This window comes from Treponema denticola (assembly GCF_024400535.1).
GTDB lineage: Bacteria > Spirochaetota > Spirochaetia > Treponematales > Treponemataceae > Treponema_B > Treponema_B denticola_C.
The window spans coordinates 1,183,666-1,207,191 of record NZ_CP038800.1; the positions used below are offsets into that span (position 1 = coordinate 1,183,666).

Below are 23,526 nucleotides of genomic sequence, written 5' to 3' on the forward strand. Positions count from 1 at the left end.
TATAATAGTATGCACTATTAAATTTGGAGAATTTAAATGAGCGATAATCCAGAATCAATATTAGATCAAAAAAATGATGAAGCAGTTGTTTTAGAAAATGATAACAAATCCTCCTTGGAAGAAAAGAAAAGACCGGAAAAGAAAGAAGTAAAAATCAAAAAAAAGCACGGTATTTTCTTTAAAATAGGGATGACTTTTTTAGTTATTTTGCTTGTATTGGTTTTACCCATTGCAGGTTTTCTTATTTATTCAGCAATTGACGGTATAAATCCTATAGAATATATACCTGATGGACATTATGCCTATATAAACATAGATTCTGCAGGGGATCTTTTACAAAAAACCCTTTCAATGCAGACCCTTGATTCGGTTTTAAGCTCGACTGAAACAGCTCAATTACAGGGAACTATCCGTTCTTTTAGAGCCTCTCCAATGCTGTCCTCATGGTGGTTCGGCTCTGCCTCAAATATCAGCTTAGACATAGCCGCCTATCCTGAAAATAATTTTTTGATTTTTGTTAAATTGGGCTTCCGTTCGGCAGGAACAAGGCTTTTACCTTTAATATTAAAATTTAAACCTGACTTGTTGGCTGACTTAAAAGGGCTTAAGCCGCTTGACGAAAACGGTATAAGTTTTTGGCAGTATGATTTGGGCGGCGGTCAAGCTATATATTTCTTAAACTATAAGGACTCCGTAATTGCTTCTACATCAAAGAATTTATTTTTTTCGGCCCTGTCTAAAAAGCATGAAGATGAGCATATTAAAACCTTGCGTAAATTTATTAAAGAAAAGAAGGGCGGCTCTTTAAGCATATTGAGCGATGTAAATTATTTTACCAGGGATACGCCCAAAGACGATTCTATAAGCAATAATGTTGTGCGTGCCCTTAAATTTCCGGAAAAAGCAAAAATAGATCTTAGTTTGGATTATAAAGATATAAGTCTTTCAGGACTTTGTAAGTGGGAAACCGAATCCGAGGGCTTAAATACTATTCTTCAAAGGCAAGCCTTTATTCCGGGAATATTGAACAGGCTCCCGAAATCCGCCGACTATATCAGTTTAATAAACATGGGAGATCCCCAATTTTTATTCCAAAACGGAAAAGATATTTTAGGTTCATCTATATTACAATCCTATAATTCTGCAAATAAGGCATCCAAATTTATTTTTAATAAGAGCATCGATGATTTGCTTTTTTCATGGATGGGCGAAGAGATAGGTGTTTTTGAAGTAAAACAATCCGATGTTCCTATCTTTTTTGTTTCCTTAAAAGACGAAAAACTATGCAGGCAAGCCTTCGAATTAATCTATACCTCATTTTTTGTAAACAGAAATATCTCGGCCCTTGTTGACGGCATAAGAATACCGCGTATAGAATTCCCCGATATTTTAACGGCTCTTTTACGGGCCTTTAAGGTTGAGCTTCCCACTCCTTTTTATGTTATTGAAGGAGGTTATCTTTATCTTTCGCAGAGTGCGGAAGCTCTAGCCTCTACATTAAATGATGTAAAAAGAGGCGACTTGCTTGTAAAAACCGAAAACTGGAAAAACATAACTAGGTCTATTTCTCCCGAAACTTCCGTCTTTGTCTATTATAATTTGGAAAATCAAGTTCCCTCGTTTTTAAGGACAAATCAGGTTTTACAATCAGTCTTAAAAGGTTTTGGACGGGGCCTGATCTCAATCAGGTTTGAAAAAGAAAAAAAACTTAAATTTGAAGTCTATGCCCAAAAAACCGAAGCTCATTCCTTAGGAGAACTTTCCGCCTTTCCATTTGAATTTAATTCAAAGTTGAGCTCATACATCTATTGCGGAAAGGGATCAAACAATGTGCCCTTTGCTTATTGGGTAAGCGGAACAAACCTGTATGCCTTAAATTTAGCCGATAAACAATTAAAGTCGATTAAACTCGATGATAAGGCTTATTTAAACCTCGATATTAAAAAAGGTATTGTGGATTCCGTTTGGGCCGTATCTGCCCGAGGAACCGTCTACAAAACGGATTATAATCTGGAAGTGTCCTCAGGCTTTCCTATTTTAACCGGAGAAAAATTAAGCTCTTCTCCGGCGATTATACAGGACAAGATAGTTGTTCCGGTTGCAAATAAGCCCGTTCTTTTATATGTAGACAGCTCAGCTTCCTTTTATCATTCAGACGAGATGAATACGCGATTAAAGGCTGCTCCTTCAGTGTACGGTAATTTTATTACGGCTATACCGCGTTCCTTTGACAGCTATATGTATGTTTTTGATGATAAGGGAAAAATTGTTTCAGGTTATCCTAAAGAGCTTGACGGTATTTCGGCGGTTCAGCCTATTCTATATAAAAATAATACTTACGAAGCCGTCTTAACGGAGCAGGGCTTATTCTCTCTTAGACCTTCACTTATGCAGGGAAAAGAGGGAGAGGTTTATTCCATAGACCTTAACAGTTCTTGTAAAACTCAACCCGTTTATTCCGAAAAGCTAAAAATGTTCTTTTTAATTACCGATAACGGCTTTTTATATAAGATAGATACCGAATGTAATATAATAGATAAAATTCCTTTAAAACAAAAAAATGCATCCGATTATCTTATTACGCTCATCGATCTTGATTCGGACGGTTATGATGATGTGCTTGTTTCAGGCGGAGGAAATTCCATATATGCTTATAATGCTAACCTTTCTCCCATAAACGGTTTTCCTGTTGCAGGCACGGGAATTCCTTATCTAATCGATGTGGACGGAAACGGAAGGCTGGAATTGATAACCTGCGGTATAGACAACAGCATTCATTCTTATACGGGAGTTTCAAAATGAAAAATAAATTTCTGCTTTTGCTGCTTTGTGTGTTGATGGTTTTTGTATCTTGTTCAACAATGCAAAAAGATTCGATTTATTCTACTACATTATCTCAAGATAATATTCGGAATGTAGAAAATATTGAAATTAACATAGTTAAGCAGTATAGAGAAAACAATCAGGAAAAGATTGAAGAGATAAAAAAGGATTTAAATGCTCTTTTAGCTATTCCTTCATCGGATAGAGCTTATCTTGCCTTGGTATATGCCCTTTATGCCGATTACTTTTTGCTAAACAGGGACAAGCTTTCTGCTAAAAAAATGCTTAAAACTGCGGAAAACTATAATCCTCATGAAGAATATGTGCACTTGATTAAATCGCGCTTAACCGAAAGGCTTGAAGACAAAAGAGATTATTTGATTTCGATGATTAAATTAAATCCTAAGGCATATAGGCTGCAATCGGAGCTGGGCTTTGTCTATTACCTTTTGGAAGATTATACTAGGGCACTTGTTGCCTTTGATGCTTCCTTGGATTTTTTAAACGAAGAGTACGGTCTTCTTTACGGTGAAAAGAGGGAGTACTGCCGCAAATTCTATAAGGTTGATTCAGGTGTTAAAAAGTCTACGGCTCAAATTTTAACTCAAACTAAGATAAGCTTAATAGATATGACAACCCTCACTCAGGATAATACCCATGCCCTTGATTCAATTACGGGTACGGCCTTTTGGCGGCCTGCAATGCTTGCAGATAGGCTAAAGGCTGCAGGCTGGTATGACGATTCGGTCAATCTTTCAAAAGGAACGGCAACAAGGAAGGATGCTGCTCTTTTTTTGTGGCACCTCCTTATAGGTAATGACAATGATGCCCTCACTCGATACAGCCGCCAATATGTCTATAGCGGAAAATCGAGCCCCATACAGGATGTAGCTATAGACGGAGTTTTCTTTGATGCAATCATAGGCATGGTAGAAGAAGACGTAATTCCACTGATTGACGGACGGCTCTTTGTACCTGACGGAGATGTTTCCGGTCTTGATTTTTATGAATGGCTGAAAAAAGCCGACGGTTTAAGATAAAATCAACAAGCCCGAAGCGAGCGCCAAGTGCCGGTTTGCGAATTGCCGATGGTGTTCATCTATTATTTTTACTCAATTTTATACTGCAGCAGCAAAATTCTTAAATCTTCTTTGTTTGTTACACCGAAAAGACGGCATGCTGCTGCCATATCTTTTTTTACAACCGAAGTGCTTACATGATATTCGGCAGCAAGCTCTTCGTATGTTTTTCCGCCGTTGACTGTGCCTTGAATAAAAAACTTTTGCCGATCCGAAATGCCGTAGTCCGACAAGCATAAGGCTGAACCCTTGGCAGGGAGCGGAATTTCAGGACTAATAATTTCTTCAACAGGCAAAAGAAAGGACAGCTTCGATTCCAGTTTTTTATAAAGACAGACCAGAAGTCCGAAGTGAAAAAAAGTAAGTGCAATTTCGAAGACCGCCATTTTTATATTAAACGAAAAATAAAGACCTATCGTAATGAGTATCCAGTACAAACAGAGTGCTGCGATCTTTTCTTTATAGCGGGTTTTAAAATCTCCGTTTACAAAAACTATAACGCAGCCTGCAGTAAAAAGGAGGGTTCCTATACCGACAAAACCCATATGAGCGGTAACCCCGCCTTCAATAAAAAACAATAGATACGAAATCATTTTGCAGCCCGGTTTTATAAACAAAAAGACACACAAACCGGCAGCAACCGCATTAACGGCAACATCAATCCACCGCACAACAGGAATAAAGCCTGCAAGCGGGACTTGCGTGGTAATATTCATCACGAGTGCAACACATAACACAAAAAAAGCGGATGCATACATAATACGGTTTACGGTAAAAAACTCTCTCATAACAGAAATAGTATAAAAAAATACGGTATAAAATGCAAGTAGACGCTTTTCAATTTTTAATTGGTAATGTGTAATGGGTAATTGGCAATTGATTACTGCACTTTCTAAAGTTTTTCGATTTCTTCTTTAGAAAGACCGGTCATCTTTTGTATAAAGGAAATCTCACAATTTTCCTCTTTCATTAGTTTTGCCGTTTCAAGCTTTGTTTGGTATGTGCCTTTTTCTTCACCTTGGGCAAAAGCTATTTGTCTTTCTTCAGATCTCTGCACTGCGATGTCTGTATCATAATCGTATTCGGCTACTAACACTATTGATTACCTCCTCTTTTACAAATATACGAGTATCTACTGCGTTACTTCACAAAAAACAGTCCTCGACGTGCAAAAAGCACGCCTGCGGGTGTTTTTTGTTTGTGCCTTGTATCTACCTCGTCTATTTGCAAAAGTCATTTCAGTACCGCCACGGATGGCGGTGGTTTTAGCTTTACGATGTTTTGAGCTGTGCTCAAAACTCGAAGTCAAGGAATGTACACGGAAGTATATTCCTTGACTGGGCATGTTTTCATTTATAGTGGATTGATGTTCAGCCAATACGATAATTTTACCATCTACAAGACAGGAGACGTCATTGATTATGTTCATGTACATGACATTTTCAAGCCTTATGTTTTCGACAGGAGACGAAAGCGGAAGGTTTGTACCGTGCAAGGCGTTATAAAGAGATAAGAAATTTTCTTTTGCTTTTTCGTCCTCACTGAACAAATCGACAAAAACCGAATCTTTATATTTTCTGTTTGACATACTCATAGCCATTCCTCATTGATTGTATTATACCATACTTACCGCAGTTTTAAAAGAGCCCGCTTTTCAATTTTTAATGGGTAATGGGTAATTAAATTATCAATTATCCATTAACTTTACGGTTAGTGGAAAAGTCACACAGACTGTCCTTATACTTACGTACATTCCATACCGTCGAAGCTGAAAAATGTACACGGATGTCCAATCCTTCAGCGGCATGGATGTCCGGTAAGTAAATGTACATCCTTGTACATTTACTTACCACGAGTTTTAGGCTTTCTGCCTAAAACGTCGTACGATTGAAACCACCGCACATCCTGTGCGGACTGTAAACGTCGATGTTTTGCCGTAAGGCAAAACTCGAAGCTCAAAATCGGACACGGATGTCCGATTTTGAGCGAGTAACCAAAGTTCTTTTTCGGTAACTTTGGTTCTTTTTAACTATATGAGTCCGTTTTAAATAGATAAAATACTCCAACCGTAGTATTATACTATTGCGATGAAAAGACTTTTAAAAATTTTAACGGCGGCGTTTGCTGTAATTTTACTTTTTACAACCTGTAAACAATTTATGGAAGATCCGGAAGAGTTCTTCAGCTATTGGGCGAGCGAGACCTTTGTCAAAAGCCATAGCATCGGTTCAGTATATAGACCGGATGGAGTAGGTGTGCCTTGTGTCAGCTCTTCAGCCGATGTTCTTATTACGCTCACAGTGTACAACCCAAAAAATTTTCCGTTTGTTATGCCGACATCTTCGGAACCTGAGGGCATTATCGAATTTAAAGAACTTTCCGAGCAGCCTAAGGCAGGAACGTACTATGAACTGAAACAAACCGGTCCCGGCACGCTTGAGCTCACCTATAAATCTTCTCTTTTACAAAAATATGAACAAGGTTCAGGCGGCTTAAATCCGACCATCACCCTTAAAGCTGCAGACGGCAGGGTATTCAAGAAAACCTATACCTTCGGCATAAAATCGAACACCCCGCCGCCAAAACCGGCAGTTGTGCTTGCAAAAACAAACACTTCTCCTTCGAAGTACGTGCTATGCTTTAAATTCGATTCTGCTGAAATGGCAAAGACGGTAACGACAGGCTCCGGCACCGTACCGGTACACAAGGATATTGCAAAGATCACAATAAACGGCTCCTCTTACAGTCTATTATACAACAATAACAATTTAGACTTTCAAAAACCTGTTGAAGCGTTTGAGATAGGTTCATTTATCGGGTCCGGCGAGGTAGAAAAATTAACCTCATCTTCTCCCAACGTACCGTCCGGAGCGTGGGTATTGTATTTTAAAACCGATATAAAGGTAGAAAGCTCCAACCCGCAAACATCGTACACCATAACTTTGAGCGACAAGGAAGGCGTCGTTTCGGACAGTCTTACTGCAGAGCTAAAAGAAAAATTTAAAGTTGAATTTAATGCAAAAGACGGAACGCCCGAACCCGATACTCAATATATAGAAAACGGCGGTAAGGTAACAGAGCCGCCAAATCCGGCTCAAGCGGGCTATACCTTCGGCGGCTGGTATAAAAACGCTGACTGCTCCGACGGACAAGAATGGAACTTTGCAACAGACACGGTAACAGGTAATATGACGCTCTATGCAAAGTGGGTACCGGGAAACGGCACGCCGTACATGGTAGAGCATTATCAGCAGAATGTTGAAAATAATAGTTATACGCTTGCCGGCACGGAAACTAAATACGGCACAACGGGTGGCGCTATCAATGCTAATGATATCAAGAAAGAGTATCAGGGCTTTGATTACGTGAGCATGGATCCTGACCCCGCAACAATCGCCGCAGACGGCAACACGGTTGTCAAACTGTACTATAATCGCAAAACATACAACGTAACATTCAGCGTGGACGGCTCAAACGGCAGTATCAGTGCAACAAACGTTATAGGAGGTACTGGCAGTACAAGCCCCGTTACGGTAAAGTACGGCGGCAGCATAACCTTTACTGCAATGCCCAATACCGGCTATGCTGTGGATAGCTGGACGGGTGCTACGGTAGACACATCCAACAACAAAAAGGCAACGCTTTCTAACGTAAGCGCCGATACAACCGTAACGGTCAGGTTTAAAAAGGTTTACACCGTAACCTTCAGAGTAGTAGACGGCAAAGGGGGAAGCTTGCAGGGCTCTTACGGCGGTCTGACCAAAATAGCCAATTACAACAATGACGGCTCCGAACAAGAGTTTACGAACGTTTCGAATGGAAGTACGGTAACCTTTAACGCTGTACCTCTCGGCTCCGTCCCCAGCGCGTGGGAAATTGAAGGCTGGACGGCTTCTGCCGGCACGCTTTCGGGCGGCGGCACCGGCACTACGGCAACGCTGACCGTAACTGACAACGCAACCGTAACGGTCGAGTTTAAAAAGGTGACAGTCGTAGAAGGCACCAATAATCTAGCGTGGACGTTGTTACAAAATGCTGTCAAAGTAGCTGATCCGAACTCCACCATCACCATAGACGGTAAAATAGAGGCGTCAAGCGGCAATTCGGGCGAAATCTTAATAGACAAAACCCTTACGATAAAGGGTAAAACCGGAGCCGGCAGAGACATACTTAACGCAAACACGATGAGCCGCATTTTCAAAGTGGCAAGCGGCAAAGTGCTCACGCTCGAAAACCTGACGCTTACAGGCGGAAAGGCAACCGGGACAGGCGATGCAGGCTGCGGCGGCGCAATCTTCGCACGAGATGCAAGCGAGATCAAAATAGAAAACTGTATCATTACGGGCAACGAAGCAGGTACAAACGGCGGCGGCTTAAATGTTGAGGGCACACCTACTACCATCACAAACTGCACCTTTACGGGAAACACCGCAAAGAACGGCGGCGGCATCTATATAATAGGGGCAAGCTCCTATCCCGTGGTAACAATCTCAGGCGGCACTATCGGCGGCACGGATACGGATAAGGCAAACAAAGCAACAGGAACCGGCTCCGACGGTAACGGCGGCGGCATCTATGTCGGCAACCTTTGCAAGGTAATACTGCAAAATAACGGCTCTACCGGCTGCACAATTAAGGGCAACACAGCACAGCGCGGCGGCGGCGTATATGCAAATAACGCAGACGTAATTATGAAAGACAACACACGAATTGCGGTAGACAATGATGTGTATTTGGACGGAATGTCCCCAAGTAATGCAAGGATAACCGTGACCGCCCCCTTGACCGCTGAGGATTCCGTCGCCCGCATTACGGTACCGAACAACCAATACCTGCCGAGTACCAAAGTGCTTGACGGCAATGCTGCACTTTTAAGCTCGGAACACGGCAAATTCGCCGTAACGCCGAACAACAGCGAGCATTGGACAGTGGGCAGCAACGGTCGCTTGACAAAGGATAAAACTGACGTTTTTGACAATATCACGAAGGATCAGATAAAAGCCGCAATCGACGCCGCAATCGCCGCAGCTTCTTCAATGATTTATGGTGAGAATGCTACAATTGACCGCACGGAATTGTATGGCAAACTGGTACTTTATAGGACGAAGAGGAACGGTCACTTTAATTACGGCATTATGCACGTTACCAACGTAAATAACTCAGGTGGAGGATATATTAAGTTTAATTACAAAACCTTTAGAGCTTATGAGACCGATGTTCTGCAAGAGAACAATAAAGTGGTAAATGGAGACGCGAAATTTGATTTAGATACCGGAAACGTCAATGTCAATGGTAGTGATTTTCATCTTGAAAATACTACCAGTCAGAAGCGGTTCAAGGTTTTAGACGATGCCAAATTTTATATACTGTCTAATTAATGGGATAATTCCAATGGATAATGTGTAATTACCAATTAAAACTCAAGGAGGTTTTTATGTTAAAATATTGTTTACGGGAAAACTTACTCACTCCTGCGCCGGATGACTACATGGCGCAGGCGGCGGACGTGCGCTCGTACACCCTTGACGAGATTATCGGCCTTATGATGCAAAAAGGCTCCACGCTCACGCGGGCCGACGTGGCTGCTACCCTGCAAGTCTACGGCGAAGTGTGCGCAGCGCTCATCGCCGACGGCTCTGCCGTCAACACCCCGCTTATGAACACCTCTTTAAGCATATCGGGCGTATTCAATGGGGCTGCCGACACCTTCGACAAAAAACGGCACACGGTCAACTTGAACATGAGCGCAGGCACACTCTTGCGCGACGCTGTAAGCAAAATCAAATGCGAAAAAACCGAAAGCACAAGCACCGGCCCCTACATCACCGAAGTTACCGACATCGTATCGGGCAAGGTGAACGAAGTGCTCACCAAAGGCGGCGTTGTACAGCTTACCGGAAGCCGCTTAAAGTTCGATGCAAAAGACTCAAAGCAAGGCATCTTCTTTGTACCTGAAACGGGAGCACCTGAGAGCGCCGCCGTCAGTGCCTCCGTCATCGCCGAAAACAAACCCGCCCGCCTTATGGCCGTCATCCCCGCAGACCTTGCGGCAGGAACGTACTATATAGAAGTGAGAACAAAACTTTCAGGCGGCGGTACCAAACTAAAAACCGTAAAAAAAGGCACCTTCGGTAAACCGCTTACAGTTACACCGTAAACGCTAAAAAAACGGAAATTAACCCTCCCTGTAGCAGGGAGGCATAGCTCCCGACAGTATGGAAGGATAACTCCACACAACACGGAGGCATAGCTCCCGACAGTATGGAGGGAGTGCTCCGCACAGCAGGGAGGCATAGTTCCATAAACTGCGGGGGAATAAAGACGAATTCGATTAATTGATAAAGTATAATTGGTAAAGTGTAATTTATAAAGTATAATTAATAAATTGTTAATGGAGAATGATGTATGAAAAATTGTGTAAAAACAGCACTCTGTGTGCCGGTGTTTTTGTGGATTATGGGAGCTTCCGTTCTTTTTGCCCAAGAGGTAAAAGCGGTTAAATTAAAAAAACCGCTAAGGCCGCAGGAACGCCAAGGTAAAATTAAAGAATGTGTTATCAAATCGCCATCAAAATTCTTTGCGCTCTTAGTGCCCTTTGCGGTTAAATTAAAAGAAACGCTCTTTTAAAACTACTGAAGATATGGTATAATAGAGTTAAGGAGGCTTGTTATGTATACAATGACTATGACAAATAAAGTGTATCAAGCATTGGAACGGGCGGCAAAAATTACCGGAGCGGCTAAAGATACCGTCTTGGAAAATGCCCTAAGCCGCTATCTTGCCGAATTGCAGGAAGATGCCGAAGATGCTCTGCTTGCCGAAAAAGCATGGAATGACTTTGAAAAAAGTGGGGAAGCTGCAATACCTGCCGACGTTCTGTATAAAGAACTTGGACTATAACTTAAAATGAAAGTAGAATATGCTCCGGCAGCGAGCAAACAATTTTCACGGCTTAATAAGCCGATACAAAGCCGAATCAAAAAATATATGAGTGAAATTGCCTTACTTGATAATCCTCGTTCCCGCGGTAAAGCACTTACTTCAAATCTTTCAGGTCTATGGCGATACCGCGTCGGAGACTACCGCATTTTGTGCCGCATCCGTGACGATAAGCTGATTATTACCGTCATCGAAATTGCTCATCGCTCAACGGTATACCGATGACCGGCCTCAGTAAAGAAGAAGTGGAAGCGATTAATTAATTGGTAATGGATAATGGGTAATTTAAGAAAATTACACATTACAAATTACCAATTAAAAATTACTTATCGGGAGAATTGATGTATGAAAAAGTCACAATCAGCTTACCGCTCTTAACGTGCAGGGCTTAATCGCTTTGAAAGAGCTGCACTGCTGGGAGAATCAGCTTACCGCTCTTGACATACAAGACTTAAGTGCTTTGCAAAGGCTGATCTGCTCTAACAATCAACTTACCGCACTTAATGTACAGGGCTTAACCGCTTTGCGAACGCTAGACTGCTGCAACAATCAGCTTAATGCAGACGCATTTAAAAAGCTCTTTACCGATTTACCGGTTCGGCAGGATAGTGATAATGGGGAGTGTATTCTTTACACCGAAGAATCCGGCGTTAGCGAAGGCAATCACACGGACTTTAACACACCTGAGGCACTGAAAACTGCCTTTAATAATGCTAAAAATAACAAGAAGTGGAAGATGTATAAGTGGAATGGAAGCTGGCCCGGGGTTGAGATTTAATTCTAGTGGGTAATGGATAATTGGTAATGGGTAATCGCGGTGTAACACCGCAAACGGCTGCTAAAATTATTAAAAGAAAAACAGTTGATATTCGACCTATTAAATAATTAAAATTTATATGTATAGTTCTAAAAAAATGATAAGAATCGAGTTTTAGAGTGAAACCGATATTAAAAATAATAAATTAAATTTTTAATAGGCAGGCGATAATTGATTTTTATAAGCTCATACAGTATAATGTAGTAAGAGGTGTTAAAAATGACTACAATATCAGCAAAAATTACACATGATGATAAAATAACTTTTGAGCGGATATGCGATTCTATGGGCATTAACATTTCTTCGGCGATAAACTCTTTTGTAAAGGCTACCATTCGGGAAAATGGACTGCCCTTTGCTTTGAAAGCGTCTAATGATCCGTATGTTTATTCAGAAGAAAATATGAAATATTTGCGTAATAGTATAGATCAGATTGAAAGTGGAAAAGGTCAAATCCATGAATTGAAGGAATCTTGTTGATGGTAAAAGTTTGGTCTGATATTGCATGGAACGATTACTGCGAATTTTTTAATAAACATCAACAAAAATTGATAAAAGCTACCCATGATTTAATTAAAGATATTGAAAGAAATGGAGTTGATAAGGGAAAAGGACAACCTGAACCATTAAAGTATGAGTTATCGGGGTATTGGAGCAGAAGAATAGATATGGCAAACCGGCTTGTATATAAAGTTGAAGATAATAAATTATATATTGTTCAGTGCGGCACACATTATCATAAATAAGAAAATAAACTAACACCCGCTTCAACGCTGACAACAAGGACAAGCCTTTTTGCAGGTTAAGTGAATGATAGACCGTCTATCTACATAGCTCCCGACAGTACGGAGGCATAGCTCCATAAAGTGCGGTGGAATAAAGACGAATTCGATTAATTGATAATGTATAATTGATGTATGAGGAAAAAGTATGTACTCTGTGTGCCGGTGTTTTTATGGATTATGGGAGCTTCCGTTCTTTTTGCCCAAGAGGTAAAAGCGGTTAAATTAAAAAAACCGCTAAGGCCGCAAAGTTCGCAAAGAGGAAAGTAAACAATACTTCAAACAAAGCTCTCCTTAAATTCCTTTGCGCTCTTAGTGCCCCTTGCGGTTAAATTAAAAAAACTGCTCTTTTAAAATCCTTTAACCTGTGGTATAATAAACTATGAAGCAGCGGATATACCTTGATACATCAGTGATCAGCTTTCTCAAAGCTGAAGACTCACCTGAAAAAATGCACGACACGGTGCTGTTGTGGGACGATATAAAAAATAACACTTATGATGTTATCATTTCCGATTTAACAATCAAAGAAATAGAACAGTGCCCCGAACCGAAACGAACTTATATGTTAAATGAGCTGCGGAAAATTGAAATGACGGTTGTCCAAATAGAAAATGATGTTGATGAGCTGTCAAAAGAATTTATCGATGCGGGCATTTTGAAAGAAAAAAGTTTTGACGATTGCCGACATATAGCAACGGCGATAATGGCTCAATGCAATATAATCGTATCATGGAATTTTAAACACATTGTCAATGATAAAACAATTGACGGTATAAAGCGGATAACAAACATAAAAAATCTGCCTGAAATAAAAATATACTGCCCGTCAATGCTTATAGGAGGAGCCGATGAATAAACCGACCGTAAGCGGTAATTTTACCGCAGAAGACATTCATAATATTAGAGAATGGAATTATGCGATGATGAAGTCCGGTAAAGGATTCACCGATACAAATGCCGTAGCGAATATAATACGGTCATTTCCAAAAGCGAAATATGTTCCACTGCGTGATTTTATAAAGATAATGCAAGCGACCGGCCTCAGTAAAGAAGAAGTGGAAGCGATTAATTAATTGGTAATGGATAATTGGTAATTTAAGAAAATTACACATTACAAATTACCAATTAAAAATTACTTATCGGGAGAATTGATGTATGAAGAAAAATTATGTAAAAACAGTACTCTTTGTGCCGGTATTTTTGTGGATTATGGGAGCTTCTGTTCTTGGAAAATGCTCTAAGCCGCTATCTTGCCGAATTGCAAAAAAAATATAATTATTTTTAAATTGCCGTATTGAACTTTTAGGGCTTTTTGAGTATAATCCGCTTTAGTTGATCCGTTAGCTCAGTTGGATAGAGCGGCTGCCTCCTAAGCAGCAGGTCGGACGTTCGAATCGTCTACGGGTCATTTTTTAATTCGTGCAGGGCATCAAAGGGATAGATTCCTTTAACATCCGTCAGCACTACATTATCAAGCGAGGAGCCGAAGATTACCGGCGTATCTCCGCCCATAAATTCCGAAATAACCTGCCTGCAGGCTCCGCAGGGGCTTACGGGATAGTCCGCATCGGGCGTTGCGATGGCGATTGCCTTAAAATCTGTTTTTCCTTCAGAAACCGCTTTAAATATTGCAGTACGCTCTGCACAGTTTGTAAGGCCATAAGATCGGTTTTCTATGTTTACGCCCGTTACAATCGAACCGTCTTCCAATAAAAGAGCCGCACCTACATGAAAATTGGAGTAGGGTGCATAGGCATTTTTTGCAGCTTCAAGGGCTGTTTTGAATAAATTTTCTAACTGACTTGAAATTTCCATAAAAGTAGTATATCATGTTTTCTATGTTATTTAAAGGAAAAAATAAATTTATTTTTATTGGTGTAATAATTCTTCTTGTTATATATATTTTTGCAGCGGCTGTTCCCATGAGGGAAAATGTTTATCTTATGCCTGAGTGGGCATCTCCAATACCGAGGGCTCAAAATGATCAAATTTATTTAGAGGAGAAGAGTGTTTCTGCCGATGCTCTTAAACAAAAATTTGAAGGAAAAACTCCTATTCCTTTTTCTTTGGGTAACTCGTTCGGATATTTTACCGAAGACGGTAAAATTTTGAGGGCCGAAACTGCGGATGAAAGATTCAGTTCTTCTTTTTATGCTTGGACACTATATCCCCAAAAAGCCCTTTTTACAGATATTTATAAACCTGATGAATTCGATTTAAAGAAGCCTTTTTTGCGCATTAATGAGCCGGGATATGTTTACATTGATAAAGATAGAATCTTTTTGTTTGAGCCTGAAGGTTCTTCCCTTTCTCAATATGACAACACCGGTAAAAAGCTTTGGACTTATACACATACCTCTCCTATCACGGCATTTCAATCATCTAAGGCAGGCTGCGTTATAGGTTATTCGGACGGACTTTTAGTCTGCCTTGACTCTGCCGGTAAGAGCCTTTTTAGTTTTTATCCCGGGGGCAGTACCTATCAGGCAATAATGGGGGCTGCAATCTCGGAAGACGGAAAACAGGTTTTGTGTTTGTGCGGGCTTAACAAGCAAAGGGTTCTACTTATAAATGTGCTGGCACATCAGCATAAAATAGTATTTCATTCTTCCTTTGAAAAAGATTTGAGAAGACAGGCCTTTGCTTCATTTGATGAATCGGGGGATTTTGCCGTTTTTGAGTCTGCAGGCGGTATAGGGATAATAGACTGTAAAAATCTAAAGCTTTCTCTTATCAAAGAAGACGGCTTTATAATAGGTATGGGAATTCAAAGTAAAAAAAATCTTCTTACAGTTTTGGTTCAAAAAGAAAGAGAATGTTCTCTCCTTTTAATCGATCCGCCTGATTTTATGCTGGGAAAAACGAAGTTTAATTCTAAAAATGCTTTTTTAATTCAAAAAGAAAATAAAATTTACATAGGTACGGATGATAAGATTGCCGCATTTGAAATAAGGGGGCTTTAAATGAAAAAAAATATATATAAATTTTTCTTTTTTGTGCTGCTTTTTAATTCTTACGCTTTTGAGTGGCCCGTCGAAATTCCATCTCTTTCGCGCTTATTCGGTCAAAGAGACAGCAATGGTAAAGTATTTTCTCAGTCTGTAGTATTTACTGATGCGGATATTGTTAGGGCGGCGGGTCATGGTAAACACTTAATAAGTATTGAAGAAAAAAACGGTTCCGGATTTTTTCCCAGTACTTTGGGAAATGCCCTTATCTTTATAGATGATGAAGGACTTCAAACTATTTATGGAAATCTTAAAGATACAAATGTTTTTACCTCAAGAGAAGCAACCGAATCAGGCTCAATAATCGGGCATACCGGAAATTCGGCATGGACGGAAGAAAACTCTTTAATTTTTCAGGTTGTGGATGTCCGCAATAATGTTTTAATAAACCCCCTTTTGTTTATGCCTGAGATCGAAGAAAAAATATTGCCTCAAATTCAAAATACGGTTTTAGTAAGTGCCGATAATCAGCAGATAAATTTGGAAAATATAAAAAAAATAAAACAAGGTTCCTATGATATTTATTCTTCGGTTTATGATTTTATAGAAAAAGACGGTCCCAGCCTTGCACCTTTTCGGATTACGGTTTCTATAAATGGAATGAACATAGCCGATCTTCCATTTGAAGTTTTAAGTTCCGACGGAAAATATCTTTATATAAAAGATAAAAAGACCTCTCTATCCCTTTTATATCAAAAAGACGGAGGTATACATTTAGGAAAAATAAATTTGCCTTCAGGAAAGATTGAGCTTATAATTACCGCCTTTGATAAGAGCGGAAACGAAAAAAGTGCTTCTTTTATTTTTCAGGTAGAGTAGATTTGTAAAATCGGTTTATTTTAAAATTTATTGATTTTAAAATAAGGCCATCCTTTCCATCTCTTTTTTTATATCGATGTCCCAATATTCCAAACAGATAGGACAGTTGAGCCCGTATTTTTCTAACAGATTAGACAGCTTTATAAAGTCTTCCTTTGAAACGGGGTTGTGTAGATCGCTTTTTCCGTCATTGGAATGGAGATGCATGTAGGCTATGTGTTTTTGATTATTGGAAAACCAGCTTTCGATTTTTTCGCCTGAAACTAGGGCATGTCCCCAATCGAGGTTTAATTTTACCTGAGGCAGGGCGACGGCTTCTATAAGTTTTGCAGTGAGGCGGCTGTCCTTTTCGCAGACGTTTTCTAAAACCACACAGCCCTTAAAGCCCGAATTTTCTACGGCCTCGTTAAAAAATTCCGCATTGCTTTTTAAGAACAAATCGAATTTAAAATCTTCTTTAAACCAAGGCATAATCTGGGTATGAAAAATTATAAAATCAAGGTTCAAGAGCTTTGCAAAAAATAAATCCCTCTTGTACATTTTTCTGCTGTAAGCGGCTATGTCCCTATTAAAAGAAGCTATATTTAAATCGATAAAGCTGCCGTGCATGGATTTCATTCCTTTTAAATAGGGCAGTTTTTTTTCGTATTCGTTTAAAAGGGAGTATATCTCCGAGTCGGTTAAACATGGCTCGGTAAAATCTTGAAGTTCAAGTCCTAAATTAAGCTCATTAAAAAGATTAAGATCAAAATCAGCGATTGTTCGAATGGCCTTAATCAGCTTATTTTTCATAAAAAGGTTTTAGTTTTGCCTCTTCAAAATTTTTTCGATATTTAATTCTCCTGCAAAGCAGGGAATGTTTATATCCCAGTTTTCCAAAACCTGAGGATGCACTTCCCCGAATATGCCTATTTGTTCTCCATTGTAAAGAAGGCCTGCCTGCCTGCCCGGAATAAAGCGGGGGTCGTCGGTTTCGCAAACCTTGTATTCTATTCCGAGGTAGTATAAGAGGTTTGCCGCCTCGCTTGCTGCCGTGTTAAAGTTGGCATTTTGTTCTGCAGTTAAAAAGCCTAGGCTTTGGGCCGTCCTTGTGCCTGTGGAGTCGGTGCCGTCAAAAAAGGCTATCTTTCCGGTCTCGAATATTTTGTGGGGATAGACTGCATTTGCAGAACCCATCTCGGCATTTAAAAGAGAGGGGAGAATGGAGTTGCGTACAAACTGATAGTTTTCGGACATCGGGTTTGAAATCTCGATAACCGAAGCTTCATCTATACACATTCTTTCAATATAGTCTTTTTTGGAGCCCAAATAGTTAAAAATCATTTCCTGATAGCCCATGCCTGTCATAAGCCCTTTTATTTTTCGGCTTAGCATTGTTGCAGGCAAAAGTCGTCCGATTGTAAATTCGTTGGGTGTTTCGGGCGTAAAGAAATTAACGGTTTTCCCCATCATTACGTCTTCGATTATGTCCACTTCATGAAGAAAATCGTTGCGGTAGGGGGATGGTTTCAGCCTAATCTTATTTCCCGAAATTTCGGTTTCCGAGTCCATGCGTTTTAGGGCCTCGGCAATTTCTTCCGCCTTAAAAGAGGATCCTAGAAGCTTGTTGACGGCTTCCACTGAAGTTTCTGCATTTTCTTGAAAATAAAACGGGGTAGTAACGGTTTTTCCGTATCCTGTTTCATAAGGATGCTCTATTTTAACGGGTAGAATCGTATATCCGCAGTCGGCAAAGTCGCATGCGACTATATTTGCTGAAAGCAAAATGCTCGTCATATCCGTGCCGGTAAATTCTACAAAAAGATCGGTGTCTCCTGCTTGGACTGCCCCTATCTTAGCACTGTTTATAACGGGAGGCATCGAAAGGACTTCTCCGTTTGCATCCTTCAAAAGAGGGAAAAGCTTTTTGTCTTCAAGCAATGAGGCATACTCGATTCCCTTGGGGTGTTCCTTTAGGATTTTGCGGCATAAAAGAGGCTTTTCCATATCGAGCGGAGTAAACTCGGTTTTGTCGGGATCTACTGCCGTATATTCGATTGGCCATTTTATAAGCTTTGAGCGGTAAACGCCCATAGAAACGGTTTTTCCTTTTCTTCCGAAGTTGCGGCAAAGTTTTTCCTGTGTTTGGATTATATCGGCAAGCATGAGCTCGTCTATAGGCTTACCCGAAATTACAAAGCCTGCCGCAAAGGGGCGGATTTCTTTAAGCTCCGGCGAGACCTTAAGCCTGCGCTCGTCTGAGTCTTGCGTTTTTTCCTTTGATGAAAGGAAGCTTTGATAGCTTTTTGTATTTGATTTTCCTCCTGCATGGATGCGTAAAAGCCTTGCAAGGCCTGCCGTAGACCAAAGGTCGGGACGATTTGTATCGTTTAATTCTATCTTAATTATGCGCTCTTTTTCAGGAAGCGAGGTATCCGGTTTTTCGTCAAGTTCTGCCTTGGCTGATGTTAAAATTTCTTCAAGTTTGTCGTAATTCTGCTTTGCGCCGAGCTCTGCTTCAAGTTCTGCTCCGAGCATATTAAAAAAAAGGGATTCATTTACTTCAATCTTAGGCATTTTATCCTCCGCAGTTAAAAAAACTGAAAGAGATTATATCATAAATTATGGCTTTGTGCTACAGGCACATTAATTAAAATTAAAAATTTGTTACCCTATTGACAAATCTACAATATAGTTCAAAATAGAAAGATGAATAAAAGAATAACTTGGATAAATACTATTATCTTTTTAGCTCTTTTGTTGGCTGCTATATTTTTTATGCCGCAAAGGGCTCCTGCAACATCGAATTCGGAATCCGATACAAATAACGCCGATGTAAATTTAAGATATCTTGAATCCGTGTACAAGCTTCTTCAAGAAAATTATGTAGATGAAATAGATCCGTCTCTTTTATATAAGGGAGCTATGGAAGGGATGCTTAATTCTCTTCAAGACCCTTATACATCTTATATTTTTAGAGATACAACGGTAGGTCATGATTTGGAGGATACTACAACCGGTGTTTTTGGAGGTATAGGTGTTCATATTACAAAAGCAAATGTGTCTACCCCTGAGCGTCCTGCCTATGTCGAAGTTGCAAGCCCTATAGAAGGAACTCCTGGCTGGAGGGCAGGACTTCAACCGGGAGACTATATTATCGAAATAGACGGAGTAAAAACCGAAGATATTACCCAAGAAGATGTTTTAAATATGCTTCGTGGAAAAGAAGGTACTCAGGTTACAATAAAAGTTCTTAGAGGAAAAAACCTAAAGTTTGATCTTACGCTGACACGAGCCATAATTGAAGTTCCTACCATAAAGTATACAAAAATCGGAAAAGATATTGCCTATATCCGTTTGATAGAATTTAACCCTAATTCGGCAAAACGCATAACCGAGGCTATAGAAAAATTACAAGAAGAAGGCTGTACAAAGCTGATCTTTGATTTAAAGAATAATCCCGGAGGTTTGATTACAAGCTCTATTGATGTAGCGAGTATATTTTTAGAATCTGGCGTAGTGGTTTCTACAAAGGGAAGAGCCCGCAACACAAGCGAAACTTATAATGTCCGCCGATTTGTAAAAAAACTTCCTAAAGATATGCCCATAGTTGTTCTCATAAATGAAGGCTCTGCAAGCGCTTCCGAAATTGTGGCAGGAGCCTTAAAGGATCATAAGAGAGCCTATCTTGTAGGAACCCGCTCTTACGGCAAGGGCTTGGTGCAAAGCGTCGTTCAGCTTAGTGAAAAGGAGCTTGTGAAGCTTACAATAGCAAGATACTATTCTCCTAGCGGGGCAAATATAAATAAGCAGGGAATCCTTCCCGACTTGGAAGTTACAAGGCCTAGTTTTACACCTGATGAAGAAAAGAGCGTGCTTGAGCTTTTAAAGACTTCTAAGATTGCAAACTTTACAAGGGGCAAGCCTTCTATTTCAAAAAATAAAATGGTAGATTTTTCTAAAAAGCTTGGTAAAGAATACAATGTAAGACATGAGCTGATTTTAAGTCTTGTAAAAGTTGAATACTACCGCTCTCACGAAAGTCCCGTTATAGATGAAGATGATGAGCAGCTGCAGGCAGCAATAAATCTTTTAAGAACAAAGGATGTAAATGCTCTTTGTAAAACTACGAAGACTCTTTTTGAGATGCAGGAAGAAGAAAAAGCTCGAACTGAAGAAAAGGCAAAAACCGAAGATAAAAAATAATGAAGCAGCTGATTGTTTCCGCAGGGCCGGATAAGGATATAATCCGGCTCGATAAAAAAGATTATAACTATCTTGTTTCCGTGCGGAGAATTAAAGAAGGGCAGGTCTTAAAAGTTTCTTTAAATGGAGTTAAGCCTGCCTCGGCTGAAGTTTTTAAAATTAATACCGAAAAAAAATATATAGAGCTTAAGCTTTTAAAGGAAGAAGTTGACTTAGATGCCGAACCTTATAAACCCCGTGCAGAAATTATTTTAATGCAATGGCTTATAAAGGGAAATCACATGGATATTGCAGTGAGGCAGGCTGCAGAAGCCGGCTGTTCGCTCATTGTTCCTGTTTTGGGAGAATTCTCTGTTATAAAAAAAGGAAACATAAATCAAACCGAAAGGCGCGAGCGTATTATCAGGGAGGCAAGACAGCAGTCAGGTTCCGTTGTAAATACCAAGATTCTTCCTGCCCAAGAATTGAAGGCGGCTTTGGATTCGGTTTTGGAGTATACGTTAAACAGGAAAACCGCTTTTATAATGCTGAGCGAAAAAAAGGTAGGCTCATTTAGCTTTTTTGACTGCTTATCGGCCGAGACCGAGGTGATAGTGCTCGCTATAGGCTGCGAGGGCGGCATAGGTTCTAAAGAAATTGAATTTTTAAAAGAACATAAATTTGAAGAAGTGCATTTTAATACAAATGTGCTCCGTGCCGAAACGGCTGCAATTTATTCGATTGCGGCCGCTCAGGTTATAATGGAGGAAAAAGGTGGCTGTAAAAAGAATTAATTTTTTAAATGTTCCGCTTGATGTTTTACATGAAGAAGATATAGAAGAAACCGTGATGTCTCTTTTAAATAAAGAAGGGCCGCAGCAGATTATCTTTATGACTCTGTGGGATGTTCTTAGAGCACGCCGCAACGGAGAGTTTAGAAATATGGTTGAAGAAGCGGCTCTTTGTTTACCGGTTTCAAAAAGCTTGATACGCGGTGCCCGCTTTTTAAAAAAAGATATTCCGGTAAGAAGACAGCAGTTTTCGGTAGTTATAGATTTTCTAAACGTAATAGATTCCCATTATAAAAGTCTCTATCTTTTCGGAGGCCGGCAGGAAAGTCTTCTTATCGCCGAAAAAAACGTTAGAAGCACATTTCCCGGGCTGCGCTTGGTTGGACGCTTTGCCGGTTACTATCATAAATCGATGGAGCCCCATATTATTTCGGCTATTTCAAAGGCAGCTCCTTCCGTAGTCATTATAGGAAAGGGTGTCCCCGGCGGGAGAAAGTGGATTTACCGCAATAAGGAGCATTTTAATTCCGGAATCTTTATCCGCTATGCAAACCTAATCGATATTTTTTCCAAATTTAAAAAACGCCCCTCCGAAAAACTTTTTAATTCCGGGTGGGATTTTATAATTCCCGTGCTTAAAAATCCTTTTAGAATATTTACTTTTTTCGGTTATATTTGGTATAATATTCTGCTCTTATTTTATAGACTGTTTAGAAAAGATTAGATAGGTAACCTTTATGGAAAACTTTTTAATGAGTGTATCGATGTTTTTTTATAGGGTGCAGGATAAGGTCAGCATGACTATGTCTTTTTTTGTCATGGCGGCATGTATCATCGGCATTGTTCTTGTGCTCTTTTTTGCAAGTACAAAATTAAGAAAAATAAATGCTGTGCTTGCAATAGTATTGTCAACTGCCTTATCCTGTATTCTAATGATTCCGCTGATGACGGCATTTAATTCTTTTGTAAATAAAAAGGTAGTTAACGAGGTAACTGACAGTCAACTTGCCGAAATTGAGGCACGCAAAGCTCAGATAAAACTTCTTGCAGCAAATCAAGAATTAAAAGAAAAGGAAAAAGAAATTCTTGACAATAAAATAAACATGCAAAAACAATCAATCGAAATAAGCGGCTTAGAAAACAGTTTAAGAGTTTTACAAAATACTCAACTGAACATGCAAAGTTTTAAGGAAATATTGGAGCTTGGATTATTGGAAGCAAATTTAAAACAGACCACCTTGTATCGAAAACAGTTAAGCAGTATTTCGACCGGAATGGGTTTAAAGGCCGATCAATACTATGATGAAGGGCTTGTCATTTTAAGCCACGATATCGATGCAAAATTCGGTGTCGATTTAAAAAAAATTAAAATTACCGTATCAAAGGATTTTCCGAATATTCTTTGGATAAAGGATATTCAGCCTAAATTTTTAGGAGCAAGTAAAAACAAGCATGTAAAAGAAGTTGCCGAAATAAGGCGGGTTGATATAAAAAACAATATTAAAACATATAATATCTTAAACGGCCAATCCGAGGTAAAAAAGGCAAATCAATATGCAGATCTATGTGAACAAGAATACCAAACCCGTTTAAGTCAGGGCCTTGAAACGAATTTTATGAATGATGCCGTTTTAAAATTGGCCTAAAATTTTATAAAACTTATTTTAAGCCCTTTAAAAAAAGAAATCAGGTTTGATTCCGGCCTTGGCGGAGATACTATGTCATTGGAAGAGTATATAGAAACCGAATTAAAAGAAATACAAGCAAAACGCTTAGAACTTGAAGATAGCAATCAAACCCTTGATGCCGAAACTCAAACAAAAGAAAAAGAACTTGAAAATTTAAAATCGAAAATAGGTGACTGAAATCTAGGGATCGGCGAAACTTTGTAATTATTGAGAACAGCTAGATTATGCCTTGACATATGCTTTTTAAGGAGGTAAAATACAATCAAGGGTAGAGCATGACAGAATCTTCAGGCCGTTTCGAATGGGATAACGAAAAAAACAATATAAATATAAAAAAGCACGGTATTGATTTATCGGATATACCTGAAATCACAAAAGAACAATGGGAAAAAGGTCATTTTAAAAATCAATCGGCTTTATCGGTTTCAATAGATATTGATAATGCTTCATGGTTAAAAAAAATAGGAAGCTCTGCAAACGAATATACGGTAAACAGAATTTTGAGATGGGCCAGACAAAACGGCTATCCGGTTGCAGTACAAGGTTGAAATTCGGGTATACTTTACAATTTCTCCTCTTTTCCTTAAAATAAGGCTGATTTTAATCTAACTTA

General features: G+C 39.6%; 23 protein-coding genes, 1 tRNA gene and 2 pseudogenes. 21 read left to right on the forward strand and 5 right to left on the reverse strand.

The features are described from left to right. Positions 1 to 36 precede the first annotated feature (36 nt). Together E4N78_RS05395 and E4N78_RS05400 are read left to right on the forward strand one after the other, a co-directional pair. Positions 37 to 2,802, forward strand: a complete 2,766-nt coding sequence (locus E4N78_RS05395; protein ID WP_255812018.1) for an FG-GAP repeat domain-containing protein — start codon at positions 37 to 39, stop codon at positions 2,800 to 2,802. Continuing rightward, on the forward strand, positions 2,799 to 3,863 hold the full coding sequence (locus tag E4N78_RS05400) for a tetratricopeptide repeat protein (RefSeq protein WP_255812019.1): 1,065 nt from the start codon (positions 2,799 to 2,801) through the stop codon (positions 3,861 to 3,863). Before E4N78_RS05395 ends, E4N78_RS05400 begins: the two co-directional genes overlap by 4 nt. Positions 3,864 to 3,931: 68 nt before the next feature. Here the strand turns inward: E4N78_RS05400 and E4N78_RS05405 are convergent, their stop codons facing one another. Together E4N78_RS05405 and E4N78_RS13810 are read right to left on the reverse strand one after the other, a co-directional pair. After that, complete coding sequence (locus E4N78_RS05405; protein WP_255812020.1) at positions 3,932 to 4,690, reverse strand: hypothetical protein; 759 nt, start codon at positions 4,688 to 4,690, stop codon at positions 3,932 to 3,934. A 104-nt stretch (positions 4,691 to 4,794) separates the two neighbouring features. Then, positions 4,795 to 5,496: pseudogene (locus E4N78_RS13810) on the reverse strand (hypothetical protein). A 493-nt stretch (positions 5,497 to 5,989) separates the two neighbouring features. Here E4N78_RS13810 and E4N78_RS05420 point away from each other — a divergent pair. The 12 genes from E4N78_RS05420 (at position 5,990) to E4N78_RS05475 (ending at position 13,851) form a co-directional block, all read left to right on the forward strand. Next, positions 5,990 to 9,280 (forward strand): InlB B-repeat-containing protein, encoded by a 3,291-nt coding sequence (locus E4N78_RS05420; protein WP_255812021.1) that lies wholly within the window; start codon positions 5,990 to 5,992, stop codon positions 9,278 to 9,280. Between the two features lie 56 nt (positions 9,281 to 9,336). After that, positions 9,337 to 10,059: a DNA-binding domain-containing protein gene (locus tag E4N78_RS05425; protein WP_255812325.1), complete on the forward strand. Its 723-nt coding sequence runs from the start codon at positions 9,337 to 9,339 to the stop codon at positions 10,057 to 10,059. A 248-nt stretch (positions 10,060 to 10,307) separates the two neighbouring features. Further along, positions 10,308 to 10,529, forward strand: a complete 222-nt coding sequence (locus E4N78_RS05430) for a hypothetical protein (protein WP_255812022.1) — start codon at positions 10,308 to 10,310, stop codon at positions 10,527 to 10,529. 42 nt (positions 10,530 to 10,571) lie between these two features. Then, positions 10,572 to 10,802 carry a hypothetical protein gene (locus E4N78_RS05435; RefSeq protein WP_002688827.1) on the forward strand — a complete coding sequence of 77 codons (231 nt, stop codon included), beginning with the start codon at positions 10,572 to 10,574 and terminating at the stop codon, positions 10,800 to 10,802. A 6-nt stretch (positions 10,803 to 10,808) separates the two neighbouring features. After that, on the forward strand, positions 10,809 to 11,066 hold the full coding sequence (locus E4N78_RS05440) for a type II toxin-antitoxin system RelE family toxin (RefSeq protein WP_002688831.1): 258 nt from the start codon (positions 10,809 to 10,811) through the stop codon (positions 11,064 to 11,066). A gap of 172 nt (positions 11,067 to 11,238) precedes the next feature. Beyond that, positions 11,239 to 11,619, forward strand: coding sequence for a leucine-rich repeat domain-containing protein (locus E4N78_RS05445; RefSeq protein WP_255812023.1), 381 nt, complete (start codon positions 11,239 to 11,241; stop codon positions 11,617 to 11,619). 258 nt (positions 11,620 to 11,877) lie between these two features. Next, positions 11,878 to 12,138, forward strand: a complete 261-nt coding sequence (locus E4N78_RS05450; RefSeq protein ID WP_255812024.1) for a type II toxin-antitoxin system RelB/DinJ family antitoxin — start codon at positions 11,878 to 11,880, stop codon at positions 12,136 to 12,138. Beyond that, entirely contained in the window at positions 12,138 to 12,404 is a 267-nt protein-coding gene (locus E4N78_RS05455; RefSeq protein ID WP_255812025.1) for a Txe/YoeB family addiction module toxin, read from the forward strand. Before E4N78_RS05450 ends, E4N78_RS05455 begins: the two co-directional genes overlap by 1 nt. A gap of 171 nt (positions 12,405 to 12,575) precedes the next feature. Beyond that, positions 12,576 to 12,710: a hypothetical protein gene (locus E4N78_RS05460; protein WP_255812026.1), complete on the forward strand. Its 135-nt coding sequence runs from the start codon at positions 12,576 to 12,578 to the stop codon at positions 12,708 to 12,710. Between the two features lie 112 nt (positions 12,711 to 12,822). Continuing rightward, positions 12,823 to 13,299, forward strand: a complete 477-nt coding sequence (locus E4N78_RS05465; protein WP_255812027.1) for a PIN domain-containing protein — start codon at positions 12,823 to 12,825, stop codon at positions 13,297 to 13,299. After that, positions 13,292 to 13,516, forward strand: a complete 225-nt coding sequence (locus E4N78_RS05470; protein ID WP_255812028.1) for a hypothetical protein — start codon at positions 13,292 to 13,294, stop codon at positions 13,514 to 13,516. The genes E4N78_RS05465 and E4N78_RS05470 overlap by 8 nt, the downstream gene beginning before the upstream one ends. Before the next feature lie 261 nt (positions 13,517 to 13,777). Then, positions 13,778 to 13,851: transfer RNA gene (locus E4N78_RS05475), tRNA-Arg, on the forward strand. On the opposite strand, the gene E4N78_RS05480 is transcribed toward E4N78_RS05475, so the two are convergent. Further along, the gene (locus E4N78_RS05480) at positions 13,842 to 14,258 is read right to left on the reverse strand and encodes a cytidine deaminase (protein WP_255812029.1); all 417 of its coding nucleotides are present in this window, start codon (positions 14,256 to 14,258) and stop codon (positions 13,842 to 13,844) included. The two genes, E4N78_RS05475 and E4N78_RS05480, sit on opposite strands and share 10 nt — an antisense overlap. Positions 14,259 to 14,281: 23 nt before the next feature. Between E4N78_RS05480 and E4N78_RS05485 the strand changes: the two genes are divergently transcribed. Together E4N78_RS05485 and E4N78_RS05490 are read left to right on the forward strand one after the other, a co-directional pair. Then, positions 14,282 to 15,406 (forward strand): hypothetical protein, encoded by a 1,125-nt coding sequence (locus E4N78_RS05485; protein ID WP_255812030.1) that lies wholly within the window; start codon positions 14,282 to 14,284, stop codon positions 15,404 to 15,406. Next, entirely contained in the window at positions 15,407 to 16,270 is an 864-nt protein-coding gene (locus E4N78_RS05490; RefSeq protein ID WP_255812031.1) for a M23 family metallopeptidase, read from the forward strand. Between the two features lie 36 nt (positions 16,271 to 16,306). Here the strand turns inward: E4N78_RS05490 and E4N78_RS05495 are convergent, their stop codons facing one another. Further along, positions 16,307 to 17,062, reverse strand: a complete 756-nt coding sequence (locus tag E4N78_RS05495) for a sugar phosphate isomerase/epimerase family protein (RefSeq protein WP_255812032.1) — start codon at positions 17,060 to 17,062, stop codon at positions 16,307 to 16,309. Positions 17,063 to 17,071: 9 nt separating this feature from the next. Next, a complete protein-coding gene (gene pheT, locus E4N78_RS05500) occupies positions 17,072 to 18,826 on the reverse strand; it encodes a phenylalanine--tRNA ligase subunit beta (RefSeq protein WP_255812033.1) in 1,755 nt (584 codons plus the stop codon). A gap of 132 nt (positions 18,827 to 18,958) precedes the next feature. On the opposite strand from pheT, the gene E4N78_RS05505 reads away from it, so the two are divergent. The 5 genes and pseudogenes from E4N78_RS05505 to E4N78_RS05530 all read left to right on the forward strand — a co-directional run bounded on the left by E4N78_RS05505 (position 18,959) and on the right by E4N78_RS05530 (position 23,461). After that, positions 18,959 to 20,455: a S41 family peptidase gene (locus E4N78_RS05505; protein ID WP_255812034.1), complete on the forward strand. Its 1,497-nt coding sequence runs from the start codon at positions 18,959 to 18,961 to the stop codon at positions 20,453 to 20,455. Next, a complete protein-coding gene (locus tag E4N78_RS05510; protein WP_255812035.1) occupies positions 20,455 to 21,228 on the forward strand; it encodes a 16S rRNA (uracil(1498)-N(3))-methyltransferase in 774 nt (257 codons plus the stop codon). The genes E4N78_RS05505 and E4N78_RS05510 overlap by 1 nt, the downstream gene beginning before the upstream one ends. Continuing rightward, entirely contained in the window at positions 21,209 to 21,949 is a 741-nt protein-coding gene (locus tag E4N78_RS05515; RefSeq protein WP_255812036.1) for a WecB/TagA/CpsF family glycosyltransferase, read from the forward strand. Before E4N78_RS05510 ends, E4N78_RS05515 begins: the two co-directional genes overlap by 20 nt. Positions 21,950 to 21,962: 13 nt before the next feature. Then, a pseudogene (locus E4N78_RS05520) lies at positions 21,963 to 23,090 on the forward strand (hypothetical protein). A 98-nt stretch (positions 23,091 to 23,188) separates the two neighbouring features. Continuing rightward, the gene (locus E4N78_RS05530; RefSeq protein WP_255812039.1) at positions 23,189 to 23,461 is read left to right on the forward strand and encodes a BrnT family toxin; all 273 of its coding nucleotides are present in this window, start codon (positions 23,189 to 23,191) and stop codon (positions 23,459 to 23,461) included. Positions 23,462 to 23,526 lie beyond the last annotated feature (65 nt).

Coding starts and splice junctions, on each gene's coding strand:
- E4N78_RS05430 (WP_255812022.1), top strand. CDS start 10,308: ATGAAAAATTGTGTAAAAACAGCACTCTGTGTGCCGGTGTTTTTGTGG.
- E4N78_RS05510 (WP_255812035.1), top strand. CDS start 20,455: ATGAAGCAGCTGATTGTTTCCGCAGGGCCGGATAAGGATATAATCCGG.
- E4N78_RS05480 (WP_255812029.1), bottom strand. CDS start 14,258: ATGGAAATTTCAAGTCAGTTAGAAAATTTATTCAAAACAGCCCTTGAA.
- E4N78_RS05495 (WP_255812032.1), bottom strand. CDS start 17,062: ATGAAAAATAAGCTGATTAAGGCCATTCGAACAATCGCTGATTTTGAT.
- E4N78_RS05485 (WP_255812030.1), top strand. CDS start 14,282: ATGTTATTTAAAGGAAAAAATAAATTTATTTTTATTGGTGTAATAATT.
- E4N78_RS05395 (WP_255812018.1), top strand. CDS start 37: ATGAGCGATAATCCAGAATCAATATTAGATCAAAAAAATGATGAAGCA.
- E4N78_RS05450 (WP_255812024.1), top strand. CDS start 11,878: ATGACTACAATATCAGCAAAAATTACACATGATGATAAAATAACTTTT.
- E4N78_RS05440 (WP_002688831.1), top strand. CDS start 10,809: ATGAAAGTAGAATATGCTCCGGCAGCGAGCAAACAATTTTCACGGCTT.
- E4N78_RS05490 (WP_255812031.1), top strand. CDS start 15,407: ATGAAAAAAAATATATATAAATTTTTCTTTTTTGTGCTGCTTTTTAAT.
- E4N78_RS05425 (WP_255812325.1), top strand. CDS start 9,337: ATGTTAAAATATTGTTTACGGGAAAACTTACTCACTCCTGCGCCGGAT.
- E4N78_RS05470 (WP_255812028.1), top strand. CDS start 13,292: ATGAATAAACCGACCGTAAGCGGTAATTTTACCGCAGAAGACATTCAT.
- E4N78_RS05505 (WP_255812034.1), top strand. CDS start 18,959: ATGAATAAAAGAATAACTTGGATAAATACTATTATCTTTTTAGCTCTT.
- E4N78_RS05400 (WP_255812019.1), top strand. CDS start 2,799: ATGAAAAATAAATTTCTGCTTTTGCTGCTTTGTGTGTTGATGGTTTTT.
- E4N78_RS05465 (WP_255812027.1), top strand. CDS start 12,823: ATGAAGCAGCGGATATACCTTGATACATCAGTGATCAGCTTTCTCAAA.
- E4N78_RS05420 (WP_255812021.1), top strand. CDS start 5,990: ATGAAAAGACTTTTAAAAATTTTAACGGCGGCGTTTGCTGTAATTTTA.
- E4N78_RS05460 (WP_255812026.1), top strand. CDS start 12,576: ATGAGGAAAAAGTATGTACTCTGTGTGCCGGTGTTTTTATGGATTATG.
- E4N78_RS05405 (WP_255812020.1), bottom strand. CDS start 4,690: ATGAGAGAGTTTTTTACCGTAAACCGTATTATGTATGCATCCGCTTTT.
- E4N78_RS05530 (WP_255812039.1), top strand. CDS start 23,189: ATGACAGAATCTTCAGGCCGTTTCGAATGGGATAACGAAAAAAACAAT.
- pheT (WP_255812033.1), bottom strand. CDS start 18,826: ATGCCTAAGATTGAAGTAAATGAATCCCTTTTTTTTAATATGCTCGGA.
- E4N78_RS05435 (WP_002688827.1), top strand. CDS start 10,572: ATGTATACAATGACTATGACAAATAAAGTGTATCAAGCATTGGAACGG.
- E4N78_RS05455 (WP_255812025.1), top strand. CDS start 12,138: ATGGTAAAAGTTTGGTCTGATATTGCATGGAACGATTACTGCGAATTT.